Annotated in this window: 22 protein-coding genes; 11 read left to right on the top strand and 11 right to left on the bottom strand. The window is 72.6% G+C overall.

The window, feature by feature from the left end:
* On the bottom strand, nt 1-450 hold a 450-nt coding region (locus D1825_RS06135; protein ID WP_233549663.1), incomplete at its 3' end, for a threonine aldolase family protein.
* Between the two features lie 28 nt (nt 451-478).
* Between D1825_RS06135 and D1825_RS06130 the strand changes: the two genes are divergently transcribed.
* Entirely contained in the window at nt 479-973 is a 495-nt protein-coding gene (locus D1825_RS06130) for a DUF6328 family protein (RefSeq protein ID WP_233549662.1), read from the top strand.
* A 61-nt stretch (nt 974-1,034) separates the two neighbouring features.
* Here the strand turns inward: D1825_RS06130 and D1825_RS06125 are convergent, their stop codons facing one another.
* The 3 genes from D1825_RS06125 to ku all read right to left on the bottom strand — a co-directional run bounded on the left by D1825_RS06125 (nt 1,035) and on the right by ku (nt 3,365).
* Nucleotides 1,035-1,316 (bottom strand): HU family DNA-binding protein, encoded by a 282-nt coding sequence (locus D1825_RS06125; protein WP_118766558.1) that lies wholly within the window; start codon nt 1,314-1,316, stop codon nt 1,035-1,037.
* Nucleotides 1,317-1,416: 100 nt separating this feature from the next.
* Nucleotides 1,417-2,475 carry a PHP domain-containing protein gene (locus D1825_RS06120; RefSeq protein WP_118766557.1) on the bottom strand — a complete coding sequence of 353 codons (1,059 nt, stop codon included), beginning with the start codon at nt 2,473-2,475 and terminating at the stop codon, nt 1,417-1,419.
* Nucleotides 2,472-3,365, bottom strand: coding sequence for a non-homologous end joining protein Ku (gene ku, locus D1825_RS06115; protein WP_118766563.1), 894 nt, complete (start codon nt 3,363-3,365; stop codon nt 2,472-2,474). Before ku ends, D1825_RS06120 begins: the two co-directional genes overlap by 4 nt.
* A gap of 61 nt (nt 3,366-3,426) precedes the next feature.
* Between ku and D1825_RS06110 the strand changes: the two genes are divergently transcribed.
* The 4 genes from D1825_RS06110 (at nt 3,427) to D1825_RS06095 (ending at nt 7,079) form a co-directional block, all read left to right on the top strand.
* Nucleotides 3,427-4,353, top strand: coding sequence for an ATP-dependent DNA ligase (locus tag D1825_RS06110; RefSeq protein ID WP_118766562.1), 927 nt, complete (start codon nt 3,427-3,429; stop codon nt 4,351-4,353).
* Complete coding sequence (gene ligD, locus D1825_RS06105; protein ID WP_118766561.1) at nt 4,350-5,234, top strand: non-homologous end-joining DNA ligase; 885 nt, start codon at nt 4,350-4,352, stop codon at nt 5,232-5,234. Before D1825_RS06110 ends, ligD begins: the two co-directional genes overlap by 4 nt.
* Before the next feature lie 103 nt (nt 5,235-5,337).
* Nucleotides 5,338-5,904 carry a Dps family protein gene (locus D1825_RS06100; RefSeq protein ID WP_118766556.1) on the top strand — a complete coding sequence of 189 codons (567 nt, stop codon included), beginning with the start codon at nt 5,338-5,340 and terminating at the stop codon, nt 5,902-5,904.
* Nucleotides 5,901-7,079, top strand: a complete 1,179-nt coding sequence (locus D1825_RS06095; RefSeq protein ID WP_233549661.1) for an App1 family protein — start codon at nt 5,901-5,903, stop codon at nt 7,077-7,079. Before D1825_RS06100 ends, D1825_RS06095 begins: the two co-directional genes overlap by 4 nt.
* Here the strand turns inward: D1825_RS06095 and D1825_RS06090 are convergent, their stop codons facing one another.
* Nucleotides 7,080-7,286 carry a hypothetical protein gene (locus tag D1825_RS06090; protein WP_118766555.1) on the bottom strand — a complete coding sequence of 69 codons (207 nt, stop codon included), beginning with the start codon at nt 7,284-7,286 and terminating at the stop codon, nt 7,080-7,082.
* A gap of 152 nt (nt 7,287-7,438) precedes the next feature.
* Here D1825_RS06090 and mqo point away from each other — a divergent pair, with 152 nt between their 5' ends.
* Both mqo and D1825_RS06080 read left to right on the top strand, forming a co-directional pair.
* Complete coding sequence (gene mqo / locus D1825_RS06085) at nt 7,439-8,929, top strand: malate dehydrogenase (quinone) (protein WP_199721513.1); 1,491 nt, start codon at nt 7,439-7,441, stop codon at nt 8,927-8,929.
* Between the two features lie 36 nt (nt 8,930-8,965).
* Complete coding sequence (locus D1825_RS06080; RefSeq protein WP_407643304.1) at nt 8,966-9,241, top strand: hypothetical protein; 276 nt, start codon at nt 8,966-8,968, stop codon at nt 9,239-9,241.
* A 1-nt stretch (nt 9,242) separates the two neighbouring features.
* Here the strand turns inward: D1825_RS06080 and D1825_RS06075 are convergent, their stop codons facing one another.
* Both D1825_RS06075 and D1825_RS06070 read right to left on the bottom strand, forming a co-directional pair.
* Nucleotides 9,243-9,836, bottom strand: coding sequence for a methylated-DNA--[protein]-cysteine S-methyltransferase (locus tag D1825_RS06075; protein ID WP_199721512.1), 594 nt, complete (start codon nt 9,834-9,836; stop codon nt 9,243-9,245).
* The gene (locus D1825_RS06070; protein ID WP_118766552.1) at nt 9,833-10,312 is read right to left on the bottom strand and encodes an RNA polymerase sigma factor; all 480 of its coding nucleotides are present in this window, start codon (nt 10,310-10,312) and stop codon (nt 9,833-9,835) included. Before D1825_RS06070 ends, D1825_RS06075 begins: the two co-directional genes overlap by 4 nt.
* A gap of 87 nt (nt 10,313-10,399) precedes the next feature.
* On the opposite strand from D1825_RS06070, the gene D1825_RS06065 reads away from it, so the two are divergent.
* From D1825_RS06065 to D1825_RS06050, 4 genes are all read left to right on the top strand, one after another.
* Nucleotides 10,400-11,365, top strand: coding sequence for a pirin family protein (locus D1825_RS06065; RefSeq protein WP_118766551.1), 966 nt, complete (start codon nt 10,400-10,402; stop codon nt 11,363-11,365).
* Between the two features lies 1 nt (nt 11,366).
* Nucleotides 11,367-11,858 (top strand): YbaK/EbsC family protein, encoded by a 492-nt coding sequence (locus tag D1825_RS06060; protein WP_199721515.1) that lies wholly within the window; start codon nt 11,367-11,369, stop codon nt 11,856-11,858.
* Between the two features lie 103 nt (nt 11,859-11,961).
* On the top strand, nt 11,962-12,807 hold the full coding sequence (locus tag D1825_RS06055) for a hypothetical protein (RefSeq protein ID WP_118766549.1): 846 nt from the start codon (nt 11,962-11,964) through the stop codon (nt 12,805-12,807).
* A gap of 127 nt (nt 12,808-12,934) precedes the next feature.
* The gene (locus tag D1825_RS06050) at nt 12,935-14,509 is read left to right on the top strand and encodes an esterase/lipase family protein (protein ID WP_118766548.1); all 1,575 of its coding nucleotides are present in this window, start codon (nt 12,935-12,937) and stop codon (nt 14,507-14,509) included.
* 1 nt (nt 14,510) lies between these two features.
* Here the strand turns inward: D1825_RS06050 and D1825_RS06045 are convergent, their stop codons facing one another.
* From D1825_RS06045 to D1825_RS06030, 4 genes are read right to left on the bottom strand one after another with little or no spacing between them, the layout of a single operon-like run.
* Complete coding sequence (locus D1825_RS06045) at nt 14,511-16,262, bottom strand: cation:proton antiporter (RefSeq protein WP_118766547.1); 1,752 nt, start codon at nt 16,260-16,262, stop codon at nt 14,511-14,513.
* 40 nt (nt 16,263-16,302) lie between these two features.
* Nucleotides 16,303-16,659, bottom strand: a complete 357-nt coding sequence (gene crcB / locus D1825_RS06040; RefSeq protein ID WP_233549659.1) for a fluoride efflux transporter CrcB — start codon at nt 16,657-16,659, stop codon at nt 16,303-16,305.
* An 11-nt stretch (nt 16,660-16,670) separates the two neighbouring features.
* Nucleotides 16,671-17,108 (bottom strand): fluoride efflux transporter FluC, encoded by a 438-nt coding sequence (locus tag D1825_RS06035; RefSeq protein WP_118766545.1) that lies wholly within the window; start codon nt 17,106-17,108, stop codon nt 16,671-16,673.
* Complete coding sequence (locus D1825_RS06030; protein ID WP_158580684.1) at nt 17,105-17,611, bottom strand: universal stress protein; 507 nt, start codon at nt 17,609-17,611, stop codon at nt 17,105-17,107. The genes D1825_RS06035 and D1825_RS06030 overlap by 4 nt, the downstream gene beginning before the upstream one ends.
* Nucleotides 17,612-17,902 lie beyond the last annotated feature (291 nt).

The following is a 17,902-nucleotide window of genomic DNA, read 5'->3' as shown; positions in this document are numbered from 1 at the left end:
CTCGTCGCCGAACCCCCACGCCTGCCTCGCGACGAGCTCGGGCGTGAGCTTGCCGTCCGGTGTGGGCACGGTGAGCAGCTTGAGCCCGCCGACGCGCTCGGGTGCCGCGTTCTCGTCGGTGTGGATGTGCGCCGTCTCGGCGCAGATCACGGCGCCCCAGCGCGGCAGCACGGACTGCAGCGACAGGACGTTCGCGCCGGTGCCGTTGAACACGGGCCAGGCGCTGGCCTGCGCACCGAAGTGGCCCGCGACGACCTCCTGCAGGCGCGCGGTGTAGTCGTCGGCGCCGTACGCGCCCTGGTGGCCGCCGTTGGCCTCGACGAGCGCCGCGAGGACCTCGGGGTGCGCGCCCGCGTAGTTGTCGGAGGCGAAGTCGCGGCGGTCGGAGTCGTGCAGTCGGTTCACGTGCCCCAGTCTCGCAGCCGTGCGCCCGTGGTCCGGGTACGGCATGATCCGAGCACGCGACGAAGGAGACGACGTGACCGAGCCTGACGTGGACCCGACCGACGGTCGCAGCGAGACCCGGAACCAGCGGGCCGACCGCAACTGGGACGAGCTCCTGCAGGAGCTGCGCGTCACGCAGACGGGCACCCAGATCCTCATGGGCTTCCTGCTGACGATCCCGTTCCAGCAGCGGTTCGGCGACCTCGACGCCTTCCAGCGCGACCTCTACCTCGTGCTCGTGGTGCTCGCGGTCGTCGCCACCGCCTTGATCCTGGCCCCCGTGGCGATCCACCGGGCGCTGTTCCGCCGAGGCATGAAGTCCGCGCTCGTCTCGGTGGGCGACTCGTTCGCACGCGCCGGGCTCCTGGTGCTCGCCCTGGTCCTGTCCGGGGCGGCGATGCTGCTGTTCGACGTCGTGGTCTCACGGACCGCGGGCGTCGCGATGGGCCTGGCGTCGCTCGTCGTCCTCGGGGCCGCGTGGTGGGTGCTGCCCCGCGTCGTGTCGGCGCGCGCGACGGCCGAGCGCTGAGACGCAGAACGCCGGCCCCCGATCCCGAGGGATCGAGGGCCGGCGTCAGGTGCGTCGGGGCTCAGCCCTGCGCGGCGCGCTTGAGCGCGCTGCCTGCCGTGATCTTCACGCGGTAGCCCGCGGGGATCTCGAGCTTCTCGCCCGTCTGGGGGTTGATGCCCGTGCGGGCGGCGCGGTCGGCGCGGGCCACGGCCAGGAAGCCGGGGATCGTCACGCCCTCGCCTGCGGCGAGCTGCTCGACCAGGACCTCCTGGAAGGCCTTGAGGGCCTTGTCGGTCTCGGCGTTGGTGAGACCAGCCTTGGCGGCGACGGCCTGGACGAGCTCGGTGCGGTTCACGCTCACGAAAGATGCTCCTTGTTTCACTGTGGATACGGACCCGAGGGGCCGGGCCGGGCTGCGGGACGACCGCGATGCCGCGATGTCCCCTGTGCCGCCGTCGACCCTAACGCCTGTCAGGCGTGTTTCCGCGCGTCCACGCCCGCAGGTCGGCCACCGGCCACGAGTTCACGACCCGATCGGGGGTGATCCCGTGAGCCACGGCACGTGTCGCGCCGGTGAGCTGCCAGTCGAGCTGGCCGGGCGCGTGGGAGTCCGTGTCGATGCTGAAGACGCACCCGGCGGCCACGGCGATCGCCAGGAGCTCGTGCGGCGGGTCCAGCCGGTCGGGGCGGCAGTTGATCTCGACCGCGACGCCGTGCTCGGCGCACGCGTCGAACACCGCGTGCGGGTCGAACTCGCTCTGCGGCCGCTGCTTGCCCGTCAGGCGTCGCCCGGTGCAGTGCCCGAGGACGTCCGTGCGCGGGTTGCTCACCGCGGCGACCATCCGGCGCGTCATCGCCGCGCGGTCCATCCGCAGCTTGGAGTGGACCGAGGCGACGACGACGTCGAGCTCGTCGAGCAGGTCCGGGTCCTGGTCGAGCGAGCCGTCGTCGAGGATGTCGCACTCGATGCCGGTGAGGACCACGAAGGGGTCGATCGCCGCGTTCAACGCGCTGACCTGCGCGATCTGCGCACGTAGCCGGGGCGCGGACAGCCCGTTGGCGACCGTGAGGCGAGGCGAGTGGTCCGTGATCGCGAGGTACTCGTGGCCGAGCTCGAGCGCCGCCAGGACCATCTCCTGGATGGGCGTCGACCCGTCCGACGCCTCGGTGTGCGCGTGCAGGTCGCCGCGCAGCGCGACCCGCAGCTCGGCCGCGTCGGCGTCGGGCTCGGGCAGCGCAGCGAGCTCCTCCTCGAGCCCCACGAGGTAGGGCACCGGGCGCCCGCGCCACGCGAGCGCGACGACCTCGGCCGTCCGCGCGCCGACGCCGGTCAGGTCCGTGAGCGACGAGCCAGCCACGAGCGCGTCGAGCCGGTCAGGCGCGACCTTCTCGACCGCGGCCGCCGCCGTGCGGAACGCCTCGCTGCGGTAGGAGCTGGCCTGCGACCGCTCGAGCAGGAACGCGACGCGGCGCAGTGCTGCGACGGCGTCGTCACGCCGCGTCCCGAGGTCAGCGCTCACGAGGCCTTGCGCCGCGTGCGACGTGCCGGCGTGTCGTCGTCGTCACCCGACTTCTTCGGCTTCTTGGCCTTCTTCGCGGGCTCGGCCGGCGCGTCCTCGCCGCGCGCGGTGCGGGCCTTCTCCACGCTGCGCTGCAGAGCCGCGAGCAGGTCGACCACCTCGCCCGCACCCTCGTCCTTCTCGCCCGCGGGCACGGGCAGCGCCTGCGTCTTCCCCGAGGAGACCTTCTGCTCGATGAGCTCCTCGAGCGCGGCCGCGTACCGGTCCTCGTACTGCGACGGGTCGAAGTCGGCGGCCAGCGACTCGATCAACGAGCTGGCCATCGCGAGCTCGGCGGGCTTGACCGAGACGTCGCCGTCGAGGATCGGGAAGTCGGCCTCGCGGACCTCGTCGGGCCACATCAGCGTCTGCAGGCAGATCACCTTGTCCCGCACGCGCAGCACGGCCATCGACTCGCGCTGGCGCAGCGCGACCTTGACCACCGCCACCCGGTCCGCCGCCTCGAGCGCGCCACGCAGGAGCGCGTAGGGCTTCGCCGCGGTCTTGTCGGGCTCGAGGTAGTAGGTCTTGCCGAGCATGATCGGGTCGACCTGGTCGGCCGGCACGAACTCCATGACCTCGATCTCCCGCTCGGTCGCGAGCGGCAGGTTGCCGAAGTCCGCGTCGGTGAGCACCACGAGCTCGCCGTCGGCCGTCTCGTAGCCCTTCGCGATCTCCGACATCTCGACGGGCTCGCCGTCGAGGCTGCACACCTTCTTGTAGCGGATGCGCCCGCCGTCCTCCTCGTGCACCTGGTGCAGCCGGACCTCGTGCTCACCCGTCGCGGAGTAGAGGCGCACGGGCACGTTGACCAGCCCGAAGGCCACCGCGCCCTTCCAGATCGCTCGCATGTCCATGCCTCTCGTCCTGTGCTCCGACTGTCTTCCTGGGCAGGATGGACCCGTGCTGCCCATGCTCGCCACCCCTGCCCCCTCGCCCGGCGTGTTGCCGACGGGTGCGGACTGGTCGTTCGAGGTCAAGTGGGACGGCGTCCGGGCCATCGCGGACACCACGTCAGGCGTGCCGCGGCTGTGGAGCCGCAACGAGCGGGAGATCACCGCCGCGTACCCCGAGCTCACGGGTTTGGCGTCGCTGCCGGGCGTCGTGCTCGATGGCGAGATCGTCCAGATGTCCGACGGGCGACCCTCGTTCGCGGCCCTCGCCGAGCGCATGCACGTGCGCGACGCGCGACGCGCGCAGGCGCTCGCGGAGCGCTCGCCGGTCACCTACCTCGTGTTCGACGTCCTGCGGGCGGCCGACGACGACCTCGCACGCCACTCGTACGACGAGCGCCGTGCCGTGCTCGAGACGCTCGACCTTCCCGAGCACGTCGAGCTCTCCCCCGCGTACGACGACGGCGCCGGGCTGTGGCAGATCACGGCCGAGCACGGGCTCGAGGGAGTCGTCGCCAAGCGGCGCTCGTCGACCTACCGGGCCGGCCGCCGGTCGCCGGACTGGGTCAAAGCCGCGCACCACGGCACGCGCGCCGCTCTCGTCGGCGGCTGGCGCGGCGAGTCGACCGGGACCGGGCGGCTCGGGGCGCTGCTGCTCGGGGCGCCCGACGAGCACGGCGCGCTGCGCTACCTCGGCCGCGCGGGCAGCGGGCTCACGGGCACGCTGGCCACCACGCTGACGACGCTGCTCGCACACGCCGGCCAGGCCGACTCACCCTTCGCCGACGAGGTCCCGCCCGAGGACGCGCGCGGAGCCCACTGGTGCACGCCCGTGCTCGTCGTCGACACCCGCTACCTGACCCGCACCCCGACCGGGCGCCTGCGCCAGCCCGTCGTCCGCGGCCTGCGGACCGACACCGAGCCCGACCCGTGGGAGCGCGCATGAGCCCGGAGCGCCAGGTCGTCGACGTCGGCGGCCGCGCGGTGCGCGTGAGCCACCTCGACAAGGTCATGTACCCCGCCACGGGGACCACGAAGGCCGAGGTGATGGACTACCTCGTGCGCGTCTCGGACGCGATCCTGCCCCAGCTCGCCGACCGACCGGTGACCCGGATCCGGTGGCCCGGTGGTGTGGCGTCGGAGAAGTTCTTCGAGAAGAACACCCCGCGCGGTGCGCCCGACTGGCTGCGCCGTCAGCGCCTGCGCGCGGCGCCGGGATCGGACGACGAGGGCGCCGAGCTCGAGCTGCCGTTCATCGACGACCTCGCGGGTCTCGTCTGGGCCGCGAACCAGGGCGCGCTCGAGCTGCACACGCCGCAGTGGCGCGTCGGCCCGCGCGGCGGCGTCAGGCCGCCCGACCGGCTCGTGATCGACCTCGACCCCGGCCCGCCCGCGGGGCTCGACGAGTGCGCGCGGGTCGCTCACCTGGTGGCGGACCGGCTGCGCGAGGACGGGCTGACGACGATCGTTCCGGTGACCTCCGGCAGCAAGGGGATGCAGCTGTACGCCGAGCTGCCCGGGACCGAGGCCGTGATGGGCGTGCGGCAGTACGCGCACGACATCGCCTACGAGCTCGCCGCCGCGCACCCGAAGCTGCTGGTCGCGGTCATGCGCAAGGAGATCCGGGGCGGCAAGGTGCTGCTCGACTGGTCGCAGAACCACCCGGCCAAGACGACGATCACGCCGTACTCGCTGCGCGGCCGCGACCGCCCGTGGGTCGCGGCGCCCCGCTGGTGGGACGAGGTCGAGCCCGGCATGGTGCACCTGACCGCGGCCGAGGTGGCCGCGCGGTTCACGGAGCGCGGCGACCCGTTCGACGAGGCCTGAACAGTTCGCGCACAGCGCACGTCTCGCGTGGCGGCGGACGCGCAGGTGAGGCAGCGTTGGGGCCAAGCTCGACCGGACAACGAACACACGAAGGAGCAAGCCCATGGCGCGCAAGGACCTCCCCAAGTACACCGTTCCCTCCCTCACCAAGGAGGAGGGTGCGGAGACCGCCCGCGTCCTGCAGACGCGGCTCGACGCCCTCAACGACCTGGCGCTGACCCTCAAGCACATCCACTGGAACGTCGTCGGTCCGCACTTCATCGCGGTGCACGAGATGATCGACCCGCAGGTCGACGCGGTCCGCCTCATGGTCGACGCGATCGCAGAGCGGATCGCGACCCTGGGCGGCGCGCCGGTCGGCACGCCGGGGGCACTCGTCGCCGCCCGGACGTGGGACGACTACTCCATCGGCCGCGCCGGTGCCATCGAGCACCTCGGCGCGCTCGACGAGGTGTACGTCGGCGTCATCACCGACCACCGCAAGGCCGCGGCGGACGTCGAGGAGCTCGACGACGTGACGAACGACCTGCTCATCGGCCACCTGCACGAGCTCGAGCTGTTCCACTGGTTCGTGCGTGCGCACCTGGAGTCCGCCGGCGGCAGCCTGAGCACCGACGGCGCCCAGACGGAGAAGGGCGCGGCCCGAGCGGCCGGCAGCGCCGCCAAGTGAGTCCCGCCAGCGACCGCCCGGCCCCGGGTCAGCCCGGTGGCCGGGCGGTGCTGCGCGCGGCCCGCCCCGGCGTCGTCCGGCCGGGCTCGTCCCACCCCGGCGCAGCGCCCGAGCTCCACCTCGCCGCCCGCCTCGAGGACGCGTTCGACCGTCGGATCGCCGACCGCATGCGCCGCCGGGGCTGGACCGTGCGGATCGAGCCCTACGCGGGCTACGGCGCACCCGGCTGGGTCCGGGTCCTGGCGCGCACCCTGCTCGCGGCGCCGACGGTCCGGGCGTCCGACCTGCCGGGTGCCGGCGGAAGTGCGCAGACCGGCTCCGAGACCGCCCCCGCCGTGCGCGGCTGGCGTAGCTTCGCCACCGCGCAGGTCGCGGGCGCGCCCGTCGAGATCCGGGTCGGCGACCTCGTGCACCACGTCGTGACGGACCGCGGCGGGTACCTCGACGTGCTCGTCGAGGCGAACCTGCCTCCCGGCTGGCACGAGATCCAGCTCGTCACCACCGACGGCACCGCGGTCACGGCGCCGGTGCACGTCATCGACCCCGAGGTGAAGTTCGGCCTCGTGAGCGACATCGACGACACCGTCATGGTCACCCGCCTGCCGCGACTGTTCGTGGCGGCGTGGAACGTGCTGGTCCGGCACGAGGGCGCGCGCGAGCCCGTGCCCGGGATGGCGGACCTCTACCGCGACCTGCTCGCCTACGACCCCCGGATCCCCGTCGTCTACCTGTCGACCGGGGCCTGGAACGCCGCTCCGGCGATCGGCCGCTTCCTGCGCCGCCACGGCTTCCCCGCCGGACCCATGCTGCTGACCGACTGGGGGCCGACGAACACCGGCTGGTTCCGCTCGGGCCCTCGGCACAAGGTCACGCAGCTGCGGCGACTCATGACCGAGCTGCCGCACATCACCTGGGTCCTCGTCGGCGACGACGGTCAGCACGACCCCGAGATCTACGCGGGCGCGGCCCAGCACTTCCCCGACCAGGTCCGCGCGATCCTGCTGCGCCAGCTCACCTACGGCGAGCACGTCCTGGCGCACGGCGTCCCCGCGCCGACGATCGAGGGCGTCGCGGCTGGTCGCGCGGCCGTGCGCGACGGCATCGCGGTAGTCCAGGGCGGAGACGGGTTCGAGCTGCTGCGGGCCGTGCGGGCCCGCCTGCTCAGGATGCGCTGACTAGAGGCGCTCGGGGTCGTCCCAGTCGTCGCTGCTCGCGATGGCCTCGTCGTCGGCCTCGAGCTCGACGGCGTGCAGCGACCGCGGCGCGCGGTCCGGGTCACCACCCGAGCGCGCGTCGGCGGCATCGAGGTCGGCCTGCGCGTGCTCGCGGTCGGCGAGGTGCTCGGCGGAGGGGTCGGACGTCAGGTCGCGGTCGCGGCTCATGCTCCGGTTCTACCGCGCGGCGGGCGTCGGTGCACCCCCAGACCACCCGCTGGGCGGCGGGCCCTGGCCGGGGTACTCGTCTCACGCGGACGTAATCAAGATCACACGTTCCTCGCCATGGAGATTCTCGACGTCAACATACGATCGAAGGCGTGGTAGAGCGCGCGAAGTCAGTGACAGCAGACGTGGACGTCCTCCTGGTCGGAGGCGGCATCATGAGTGCCACCCTGGCAGCCCTCGTCTCGGAGCTCGAGCCGTCCTGGTCGATCGAGATCCACGAGCGCCGCGACGGCCTCGCACAGGAGAGCTCGAACGCCTGGAACAACGCCGGCACGGGCCACGCGGCCCTCTGCGAGCTCAACTACACGCCCGAGCGCGCCGACGGCTCGATCGACATCACCAAGGCCGTGACGATCAACGAGCAGTTCGAGATCTCGCGCGAGCTCTGGAACCACCTCTCGACGCACGACCGCCTCCCGGGCGGCACCGGCTTCCTGTCGACCACCCCGCACATGACGTTCGTGCGCGGCGAGGAGAACGTCGACTACCTGCGCCGGCGGTTCGAGACCCTGCGCAAGCACCCCCTCTTCTCCGACCTCGAGTTCAGCACCGACCCCGAGCAGATCGCACTGTGGGCACCGCTGCTCGTCACGGACCGCGACCCGGCGCAGCCGATCGCCGCGACGCGCGCAGCCGCCGGTACGGACGTCGACTTCGGTGCGCTGGCCTCGTCGATGGTCACCGACTCGGTCGAGCGCGGTGCGCGTCTGCACCTCGAGAGCGAGGTCACCAAGCTCAAGCAGCGCCGCGACGGCACCTGGCGGGTCACGGTCCGCGACCGCCGCTGGAACGGCCACCGCCGCGCCCGCACGCTCACCGCGCGCTTCGTCTTCATCGGCGCCGGCGGCGGCGCGCTGCGCCTGCTGCAGCGCTCGGGCATCCCCGAGGCCAAGGGCTTCGGCGGATTCCCGATCAGCGGCCAGTTCCTGCGCACGACGAACCCCGAGATCGTCGCGCAGCACCAGGCGAAGGTCTACGGCAAGGCCGACATCGGCGCCCCGCCCATGTCCGTGCCGCACCTCGACACCCGCGTCGTCGACGGCGAGACCGCGCTGCTGTTCGGCCCGTACGCCGGCTGGAGCATGAAGTTCCTCAAGCACGGCTCGTGGACCGACCTGCTGCGCTCGATCCGGCCCGGCAACATCGTGCCGATGCTCGCGGTCGGCGCGAAGAACACCGGCCTGGTGAAGTACCTCGTCGGCGAGGTGACGGCCGGTGACACGGCCCGTCTGCGCACGCTGCGGGCGTTCATGCCCACGGCCCACCCCCGCGACTGGGAGCTCATCACGGCTGGCCAGCGGGTCCAGGTCATCAAGAAGGCCAAGGGCGGCGGCGTGCTGGAGTTCGGCACGGAGCTCGTGACGTCCGCGGACGGCACCATGAGCGGCCTGCTCGGCGCCTCGCCCGGCGCGTCGACGGCCGTCGCGACCATGCTCGACCTGCTCGAGCGCTGCTTCCCGGAGCGGTCCGACGCCTGGCAGCCGCGCCTGCGGCAGATGATGCCGAGCCTCGGCGGCGGCACCTGGGACGAGTCGTTCGAGCTCGACCAGCTCGTCGACGAGACGGTCGGCACCGAGCGCTGACGCATCACGCCGCTGCGATAGCCGAGAATGGGCGTCGTGACCGACGAACTGCTCCCCGCCGAGGCCGTCAGCGCCGAGATGCGCCACGCCAAGGTGCGTGCGGCGACCGACCACACCACGGTCGGGCTCGTCGAGTCCCTGCCGGACGGCCGGGTCGGGATCGCGTGCGCGTGCGGCATGCAGCTGACGAACGGCCCGACGTGGTCGCTCGACGAGCACATCCGTCTGCACCGGGCGGAGGCCCGCTTCCTCGCCCTGGCCGCGGTCGCACCGGAGGGGATCCCCCGGCTCGTCGCCTGGCCCCTGGCTTGAGCTAGGCGCCGACCCGCGTCTCGAGGTCGAGCAGCGTGAGCTTGGCGTCGGCTCCCCCGGCGTACTGACCGGGGCTCCCGTCGGATCGCACCACGCGGTGGCACGGCACGACGACCGGGACGGGATTGAGCGCGCACGCCGTGCCGACCGCCCGCACCGCCCGAGGACTGCCGGCCGCGGCCGCCATCGCCGCGTAGCTGGCGGTGTGGGCGTAGCCGATGTCGGCCAGGTGCTCGACGACCACGCGCCGAAACCCGCCGACGAGCCGCAGGTCGAGCGGCACGTCGAACGCGCGGCGACGGCCCGCGAAGTACTCGTCGAGCTGCCGCGCGACGTCGTCGAGCCGTCCGGGCGCGGCGAGCACACGCGGGCTGATCCGCGTCGCGAGGTCGCTCAGCACGGCGTCGTGGTCCTGGACCGCGAACGCGACGCGCACGAGGCCGGCCGGGGTCGCGGCGAGCAGGAGCGGCCCCAACGGGCCGTCGAGCGTCCGGTAGGCGACGTCGACCAGCCCCTCCCGGGCAGCCCGTGCGGCGAGGTCGGCGTGCAGCCTGGACAGGTCGTCGGGCGTCACGGGTGCGTCCAGCGTGGTCATCGGTCCCCTCCGTCGATCGTCGCCTGGTAGGTGCGGCGCAGCGTCGCGACGCCGTCGGCACCCGCTCGCCGGGCGGCGGCCGGAGTGCCCCCGAGCACCCCGGCGACCTCGTCGTACGGGAGACCGCCCAGGTGGTGCAGCGCCACGGCGTGGCGCTGCTTGTGCGGAAGCCGCGCGAGCGCCGACCACAGGTCCAGGTCGCGGCCCGCGGGCGCGGCGACGGCGTCGGGGAGCTCGGCCACCGGCACCGCGCGGCGCTGGGCCGCGCGGAGCACGTCGATCGCCTTGCGGTGCGCGATCGTCACGAGCCAGGCCTGCACGTTCGCACCACGGTCCAGGTCGGGCCACGCGCGCAGCGCGGACAGGAACGTCTCGGACCAGGCGTCGTCAGCGTCGGCGGGACCGAGCACCGCACGGCAGACACGCAGCACGGTCGCGCCGTGCTGCGCCACCACCCGCTCGAACGGCTCGTCCATCCCCACCTCCCACGTCACAGTGTGCAGACGCGCGGGGAGCGCGCGATGTGAGGTCCATCCGGGCGCCGGTTCGGGCAGAGTGGTCTCGTGACCAACCTGGAGGCCCGCCCGGCACCCGAGCTCTGCGCGGCGCACGCCGACGCCGGCGCTGTCGCCGAGCTGTACGAGCCGCGCGAGGTGCCGCTCGGCGGGCTGCGCGCGATGGAGGTGCGCCGCACGCTGCCGCAGCGGGCGTTGCCGATGGTCGGCGCCTGGTGCTTCCTGGACGAGTTCGGGCCGCAGCATGTGGACATGCGGGTCCTGCCGCACCCGCACACCGGCCTGCAGACGGTCACCTGGCCCGTCGCCGGCGAGATCCGGCACCGCGACAGCCTCGGCTCGGACGTCGTCGTGCGACCCGGGCAGCTCAACCTCATGACCGCCGGCCGCGGTGTCTCCCACTCGGAGTTCTCGCTCGGCTCCGCTCCCCTGCTGCACGCCGTCCAGCTGTGGGTCGCGCTGCCCGACGGCGCCGCGGGCGGCCCGGCTGCGTTCGAGCAGGTCACGTTCCTGCCGACGTGGGAGTCGCGGGGCGCACGGGCCACGGTGTTCATCGGGGAGCTGGACGGGGCGCGGTCTCCCGCCGGGGTCCACACCCCGCTGCTCGGCGCCGAGGTCGTCGTCGAGCCCCGCGGTCGCGTCGAGGTGCCGCTGGACCAGGCGTTCGAGCACGCCGTCCTGGTCCTGTCCGGAACGGCCCGAGTGGCCGGCACCGACGTCGCCCCCGGACCCCTGCTGTATCTCGGCGAGGGACGCGCGTCCGTGCCGGTCGAGTCGCACGATGGCGCCACGTTGCTGCTCCTGGGCGGCGCCCGGTTCGAGCACGACCTGGTCATGTGGTGGAACTTCGTCGGCCGCACCCACGCCGACATCGCGGACGCGAGGGCCGCGTGGGCGTCGGACACGTCGAGCGACCGGTTCGGCACCGTGGCCGGGCACGACGGCGTGCGGATCCCGGCGCCCGACCTGCCGAACGTGCGACTTCAGCCACGCAGACGCGCTCCTCAGGCATGATCTGTTCGTGACCGACACCACCCGGCTCCCGGCGCGCACGCAGCTCGTCGCCGATGCGCTCGAGCGCGCAGGCGTCCGCGGCGCGGTCGTCGCCCTCCCCGACTCCGCAGCGACCGCAGTCCTGGCCGCCGGCGCGCTCGGCTGCGAGGTCGGCGCGATCGCGAACAGCCTCGTGTTCTGGGCCGACGATCGGCCGCTGCTGGTCATGACGAGCGGCCGGCACCGCGTCGACACCGCGGCACTGGCCCGGCGCCTGCACCGCACGGCGATCGTGCGCGCCACGCCCGACCAGGTGCGCACCGCGACCGGCCAGGCGATCGGCGGCGTCTCCCCGGTGGGCCACCCGGACCCCATCGAGACCGTCGTCGACGAGGCCCTGGCCGACTACACGCGCATCTGGGCCGCCGCGGGCACGCCGCACACGGTGTTCCCCACCAGCTTCGAGGAACTCGTCCGGATTACCGGCGGATCGGTGCACCCCGTCGACGGCTGAGTGTCGGTTTCATCTCGTCCTGCGTGCCTCGGGCACTTTCTGCGACTTCGCCTGGTAGACACCGTTGCGTCATCGCACGGCACACAGGGGAGACACAGTCACCATGCGCACTTCCGCCCGTATCGTCGCAGCCGCCCTGGCCGCGACCCTCAGCCTCGGCCTCGTGGCCGGATCGGCACAGGCACAGACCAAGGTCGTCAAGAAGTCCGGCGTCACCGCGACGCTGACGGTCCACGACGTGAAGAACAAGCTCGGCAAGATCAGCGACAAGAAGTGGCTGACCCTCAAGGTCGTCACGCCGCCCGCTGCGCACGACGTGGTCGACGGGTACGACTACGGCGAGAAGGCCGTGCACTGGTACGCCTCGATCGAGGTGAAGGGCGCGAAGAGCTGCAACGCCTACCTCAGCGTTCCCGGGACGGACGGCTCGTCGACGTGGGTCCAGCCGATCAAGTTCGAGTCGAAGCGCTCGACGACGACCACGATCGGCCGCTACGTCACCTCCGGTCCCTGCAAGGTGTCCGCCAAGGTCGTCGCGTACCGCTACGCGCAGGACCCCGCGCTGGACGTCGACACCGAGTTCACCGTCAAGGCGACCGGCTACATCCGCAACGACGTCAAGACCACCAAGCCGCACGCGTCGGCCACGTCGGTCAAGAAGAACAAGACCACGACGCTCTCGGGCACGGTCACCTACCAGAAGGCGACCGCGACGGTCGCGTACAAGTACCGTCCCGTCGCCAAGGGTTCCAAGGTCGTCGTGCAGTTCAAGGCCAAGGGCACCTCGTCCTGGAAGAACGTGAAGTCGGTCAAGGTCACGGGTTCCAAGGGCCACTGGTCGACGAAGGTCACGGTGAAGAAGGCGGGCAGCTACCGCATCGTCTCCCCCGCCACCTCGCACCTGCAGAAGCAGGTCTCGTCGGCGGTCACGATCAAGCTCAAGAAGTGATCCGGGGCGGCGCACGGGCTCCCGGGTCCGTGCGCCGCACTCCTGGTATCTGAGGGACGGCGCGAGGATCCTGGTCGACGACGGCGTCGTCCACCGGGGACACGCAGCGCGACCCGAGGAGCACGGCGTGTCCTATCCAGGCGACGGCCGCTTGCCGGTCATCTACGTCCGCGGGTTCGCAGGTGGCCCTGCCGGCATCGACAACGCGGTCGGTGACCCGTTCTACGGCTTCAACGAGGGCTCGGTGCAGGTGCGCGTCGACGGCGCCGACCGCCCGGCCTTCCACCAGTTCGAGAGCCCGCTGCTCCGCCTCATGGGCGACCAGGGCTACCAGCTGCTCGTGCACGGCAACCAGGCGTCCTACCTCGCCGACCAGGAGCCGGACACCGTGCCGGCCGCGTCGATCTGGGTGCACCGGTTCTACGACGAGTTCGCGCCGCTGCTGACCAAGGACCCGAACGCGTTCTCCATCGAGGCGGCGGCCCGGTCCTTGCTCGAGCTCGTGCTGCTCGTCCGCAAGCAGACCGGCGCGCCCCGGGTCTTCCTCGTGGCGCACTCGATGGGTGGCCTCGTCGTGCGGTCCATGCTGCAGCAGACGATCCCCGACGACCCGGCCATCGGCGGCGCGCTCGACTCGGCCGCGGCGCTCGTCGACCGCGTGTTCACCTACGCCACCCCGCACGGCGGGATCGAGTTCGCGATCGGCTTCGGGCTCCTCGAGAAGCTCCGCGACGCGACGGGTCTGCAGGGCGCGGACATCTTCGGGCCGGCGCGGATGAAGGAGTACCTGACGCCGACGAAGGTCGCGGTGCCGGCCGGGGCGTTCGACGCGACCGTCATGCCGGTCGGCGGCTTCCCGCACGACCGCCTGTTCTGCCTGATCGGCACGGACTCGGGCGACTACGACGTGGCCAAGGGGCTGTCCGCCAAGGCGGTCGGGGCGCGCAGCGACGGGCTGGTCCAGATCGACAACGCCTACGTCCGTGACACCCCCCGCGCGTTCGTGCATCGCAGCCACTCGGGCCGCTACGGCATCGTCAACTCCGAGGAGGGCTACCAGAACCTGCGCAGGTTCCTGTTCGGCGACCTCGAAGTGGTCGCGACCCTGACCGGTCTCGACATCCAGGGTGCGCCCGACGACGACACCATCTGGCAGCTCGACGCCGCGCTGTCGATCCGCGGGCTGCCCGTGACCCTGCACGAGCAGAGCGCGGCGCACCTGTGCCCGATCCAGATCGAGCGGCGACCCGTCGGCGACTCGGTCGGCACGCCCGTGCCCCTGGTCCACACCTACCTCTCGTCGGACGCGACCCGTCCGACGGACGCCACCGGGGCACGCGTCGCCACGATGCGGCACGTGCTGCGGCTCTCGCTGCTGTCGCTGCGCAGGAAGCGCGGGCTGCTGTCCTTCGTCGACCACCTCGAGCAGACCGCCGACTGGGCGGACGTCCTCGTCGTCGACATCGGCCAGGGCGCGGACGGGAAGCCGGCGACGTGGGGCGTGTGGAACTCGGCGCTGAAGAGCGCGATCCGCGACTGGGTGCCGGACCCGGCCCGGGACACGCCGCTGTCCGACGAGGAGCCCGCGCCGCAGAGCTGGCGCGTCCGCGTGCCCGTGCCGGAGAGCGCCCGGGCCCTGCTCGGGGCCGATGCCGCGGTCACGCTCGAGGTGCGCCCGCGGGCCACGCTCGACCGGGGCTGAGCTACTCGTCCTCGCCGTTCCCACCCTGGAGCTCGATGCGGATCTGGTCCGCGTCGAGCACGCCGAGGGCCGACGTGAGTGCCGCCGAGCTGAAGGTGCCCAGCGAGCGTGCCTCGAGCAGCACGTCGCGCTGAGCCGCGATGATCTGCAGCGAGAGGTCGTGGAGCTCGTCCGTCACCTGACGGCTCTGCTCCCGCCTCTCCTCGTCCTGCTCGAACTGTGCGCGCTTGCGGGTGATCTCGAGGACCCGCGGGGTGTAGGGCGTCCCGTCGGGCCGCCTCAGGTCGGGGTCGTCCACGACCGCGAGCGACGCCTCCGCCATGGCCGCCAGCAAGCGCGCCCGCTCCTCGTCGTCGCCCTGCCGTAACCCGCCCAGGCCGAGACGGCGTACGACCCAGCCGAGCGTCCCTCCCTGGACGAGCAGGCTGCCGCCCGCGGCGACGAAGGCGATGAGGATCAGGAGCGCACGTTGCGGAGTCGCGTCGGGGCCGTCGCCACCCGGCAACGACTGTGCGGCGGCGACCGTCACGGCGCCGCGCATACCCGCCCACACCAGCACCGCACCTTCGCGTCGCCGCAGCGGCTGGGCCGCGAGGTAGTCCATGTCGGCGACCCGCTGCGTGACGCGGCGGACCCAGCTCGCCTGCCGCCGAGCAAGGCGGTCGGGGTTGCTCGGGCCTCGCTGGAGCTCGGGATGCTCTTGCTGCTGGCGGAAGAACTCCTCGCCCTGCGCGACGCGGTCACGGAACTCGTCGGCGTCGTAGCGCTGGTGCCGGCCGGCCCACAGCACCGTGCCCACGTAGCCCCACCGGAGCACGAGCGCGATCCCGACCGCCGCGGCGCCGAGCCACAGAGCGCTGCCGATCGAGCCGTGCTCGTCGCGCACCTCGTCGACGAAACCGAACAGCTGCAGGCCCATCGTCAGGAAGACCCCGCCTTCGAGCAGGACCTCGACGGTCGCCCAGTTCGTGGTCTCGGACAGACGGTCCTGTGCGCGCAGGTACTTGGCCGACCCCTGTCCCGTGATCAGACCCGCCGTCACGGCAGCGACGAGCCCGCTCGCTCCGAAGTGCTCGGCCGGCGCGAACGCCACGAACGGGGTGATGAACGAGATCGCGGTCGACGCCGCGGCGTCCTTGAGCACAGCACGCACGCGCAGGTTGAGCACGCCGACGACGGCACCGACGGCGACCGCGATGACGACCGACTTCAGGAAGTCGCCGGCCACGCCCCACAGCGACACGCTCACGGCCGAGGCCGCGATGGCCGACTTGAGGATCACCAGGGCGGACGCGTCGTTGAGCAGGCTCTCGCCCTCGAGCACGGTCACGACCCGCGGCGGCACGCCGAGTCGCTTGCCGATGGACGTGGCGACCGCGTCGGTCGGGCTGATGACGGCACCCAGCGCGATGCCGGTGGCGAGCCCGATGTCGGGGATGGCCCAGGCGAAGAAGTACCCGAGCGCGACGGACGTCAGCACGACGAGCACGACCGACAGCCCGCCGATCGTGCCGAAGTCGCGGCGGAAGTCCATGGTCGGCATCGAGACGGCCGCCGAGTAGAGCAGTGGCGGCAGCACGCCAGCAAGGATCCACTCGGGCTCGATCTCGACCGCGGACACGAAGGGCAGGAAGCTCACCGCCACACCCACCGCGACGAGGATCAACGGCGCCGCGACGCCGACGCGCTTCGCCCACGCGTTGACCAGCACGACCGCGATCACACCGATCGACACCACGAGTGCTGCGTCCACCTGCCCACCTCCCTAGTCGTCAGGTCGATCTTGTCGCAGGCTAGAGCAGTGCGGTCGCGAGACCGACCCCCGCAGCCGCCGCGAGCACGGTCAGGACGAGCGTGCCGAGCCCGGCCACCAGCGCGCGCCGGTAGGCGCCCTCCTGGGCGAGCCGGACGGTTTCCATGCTGGCGGTCGAGAACGTGGTGTAGCCGCCGCAGAACCCGGTCGCGGCGACGACGTACGCGTTCGGCTCGAGGGCTCCCGTTGCGAGAGCGCCCGCGAGAAAGCCGATGAGCAGCGAGCCCGTGATGTTGATCGCCATAGTCGCGACCGGCAGCCCTCCCGAGGTCCGGCCGCGGATCCAGCCGTCGACGACGAACCGGGTCGCAGCGCCGAGGCCGCCGAGCACGCTCACGAGCAGGAGGATCACTCGGCTCCCCCGTCCGTCCGCTCGCGTCGCGCCCCGAGACGCGCGCCGACGACGATCCCGAGCGTGGCGGTCACGAACCCGAGGACGACCGTGCCGAGCCCGTAGCCGACGGCCAGTGGCACGTCGCCGCCGGCCCACAGCCGCTGCACCTCGAGCGCGAGCGCCGAGTAGGTGGTGAACCCGCCGAGCACACCCGTCCCCAGCCCGAGCCGCAGCTTGCGGCGCCGGTCGTCCTCGGGTCCGGCGCGCAGGAGGGACTCGAGCAGGGCGCCGAGCAGGAATGCGCCGAGCAGGTTCTCGACGAGCGTCCCCACGGGCAGCCCGTGCTGGGGCGGCAGCGCGTGACTGACGCCGTACCGGACCGCACTGCCGACGGCTCCCCCGACCGCGACGATCGCGACCAGCGCGGGGTCGAGGTGGTGCCTGGTCGTCATCGGGTCGGCGCCAGGGGGACGACGACGACCGGGTGCGGCTGGGTGTGCGCGAGGCGGCCGGCCACCGACCCGCCGATCGCCTCGTTCATCCAGCCGGTCAGCCCCGGACGGCGCGAGCCGACGACGACGTACGAGGTGGGGTACCGCTCGCTCACCGCCGCGAGCTCGGAGGCGATCTCGCCGGCGGCGACGACGAACCGCCACGCGGGACCGCTCCCGGCCAGGCGCCGACCGATCCGGTTCGAGATCTCGTCGGCCTCGGCGTCCTGCTCGGCATCCTCGTCGTCCGGGTCGAGCGGGGTCATCTCGAGCGTCCCGTCGTCGTCCCTCCGAACGGTGCGCCGCGTCGGATCGACCCACACGCAGACGAGGCCGGCACCGACCCGCGTGGCGAGACCGGCGGCCGCCGCGAGGACTCGCACGTCCTGCTCGGGGTGCACGCCGACCACGACGACCTCGTCGGGCACCGCACCCGACCAGGCGCGCGAACGTGCTGTGCTCATTCCCGCTCCCCACGTCTGTGACCTGCAGGACTCTACGCGCGGCCGGCCGGCGCGGCGCCCCTGCACGCGGGCTGGTCGCGACAACTTGCAACCCGACTCACGCTTGGGTCTCAGGTCGACGAGCGCCATGATGAACGTCAGTCGATGCCGGCTCCTCCACGTGGCGCCGCTCCGGGGCTTCGTGCTCTGAGTTGTGGACAAGTCTGGTGAATCGAACATGCGTTCGATAGACTGGCGGGGTGACGATCGCTCCCGTGGACCCCGCCGCTCGCGCTGCTGCGCGCGGTGAGG

Origin of the sequence: Cellulomonas rhizosphaerae (assembly GCF_003470205.1) — a bacterium.
Taxonomy (GTDB): Bacteria; Actinomycetota; Actinomycetes; order Actinomycetales; family Cellulomonadaceae; genus Cellulomonas; species Cellulomonas rhizosphaerae.
Note: the sequence above shows the minus strand (reverse complement) of the source record. Positions and strands in the feature narration are given on the sequence as shown.

Coding starts and splice junctions, on each gene's coding strand:
- D1825_RS06030 (WP_158580684.1), bottom strand. CDS start 17,611: ATGAGCACAGCACGTTCGCGCGCCTGGTCGGGTGCGGTGCCCGACGAG.
- D1825_RS06090 (WP_118766555.1), bottom strand. CDS start 7,286: ATGAGCCGCGACCGCGACCTGACGTCCGACCCCTCCGCCGAGCACCTC.
- ligD (WP_118766561.1), top strand. CDS start 4,350: ATGAGCCCGGAGCGCCAGGTCGTCGACGTCGGCGGCCGCGCGGTGCGC.
- ku (WP_118766563.1), bottom strand. CDS start 3,365: ATGCGAGCGATCTGGAAGGGCGCGGTGGCCTTCGGGCTGGTCAACGTG.
- D1825_RS06035 (WP_118766545.1), bottom strand. CDS start 17,108: ATGACGACCAGGCACCACCTCGACCCCGCGCTGGTCGCGATCGTCGCG.
- D1825_RS06055 (WP_118766549.1), top strand. CDS start 11,962: ATGCGCACTTCCGCCCGTATCGTCGCAGCCGCCCTGGCCGCGACCCTC.
- D1825_RS06100 (WP_118766556.1), top strand. CDS start 5,338: ATGGCGCGCAAGGACCTCCCCAAGTACACCGTTCCCTCCCTCACCAAG.
- D1825_RS06110 (WP_118766562.1), top strand. CDS start 3,427: ATGCTCGCCACCCCTGCCCCCTCGCCCGGCGTGTTGCCGACGGGTGCG.
- D1825_RS06070 (WP_118766552.1), bottom strand. CDS start 10,312: ATGGACGAGCCGTTCGAGCGGGTGGTGGCGCAGCACGGCGCGACCGTG.
- D1825_RS06075 (WP_199721512.1), bottom strand. CDS start 9,836: ATGACCACGCTGGACGCACCCGTGACGCCCGACGACCTGTCCAGGCTG.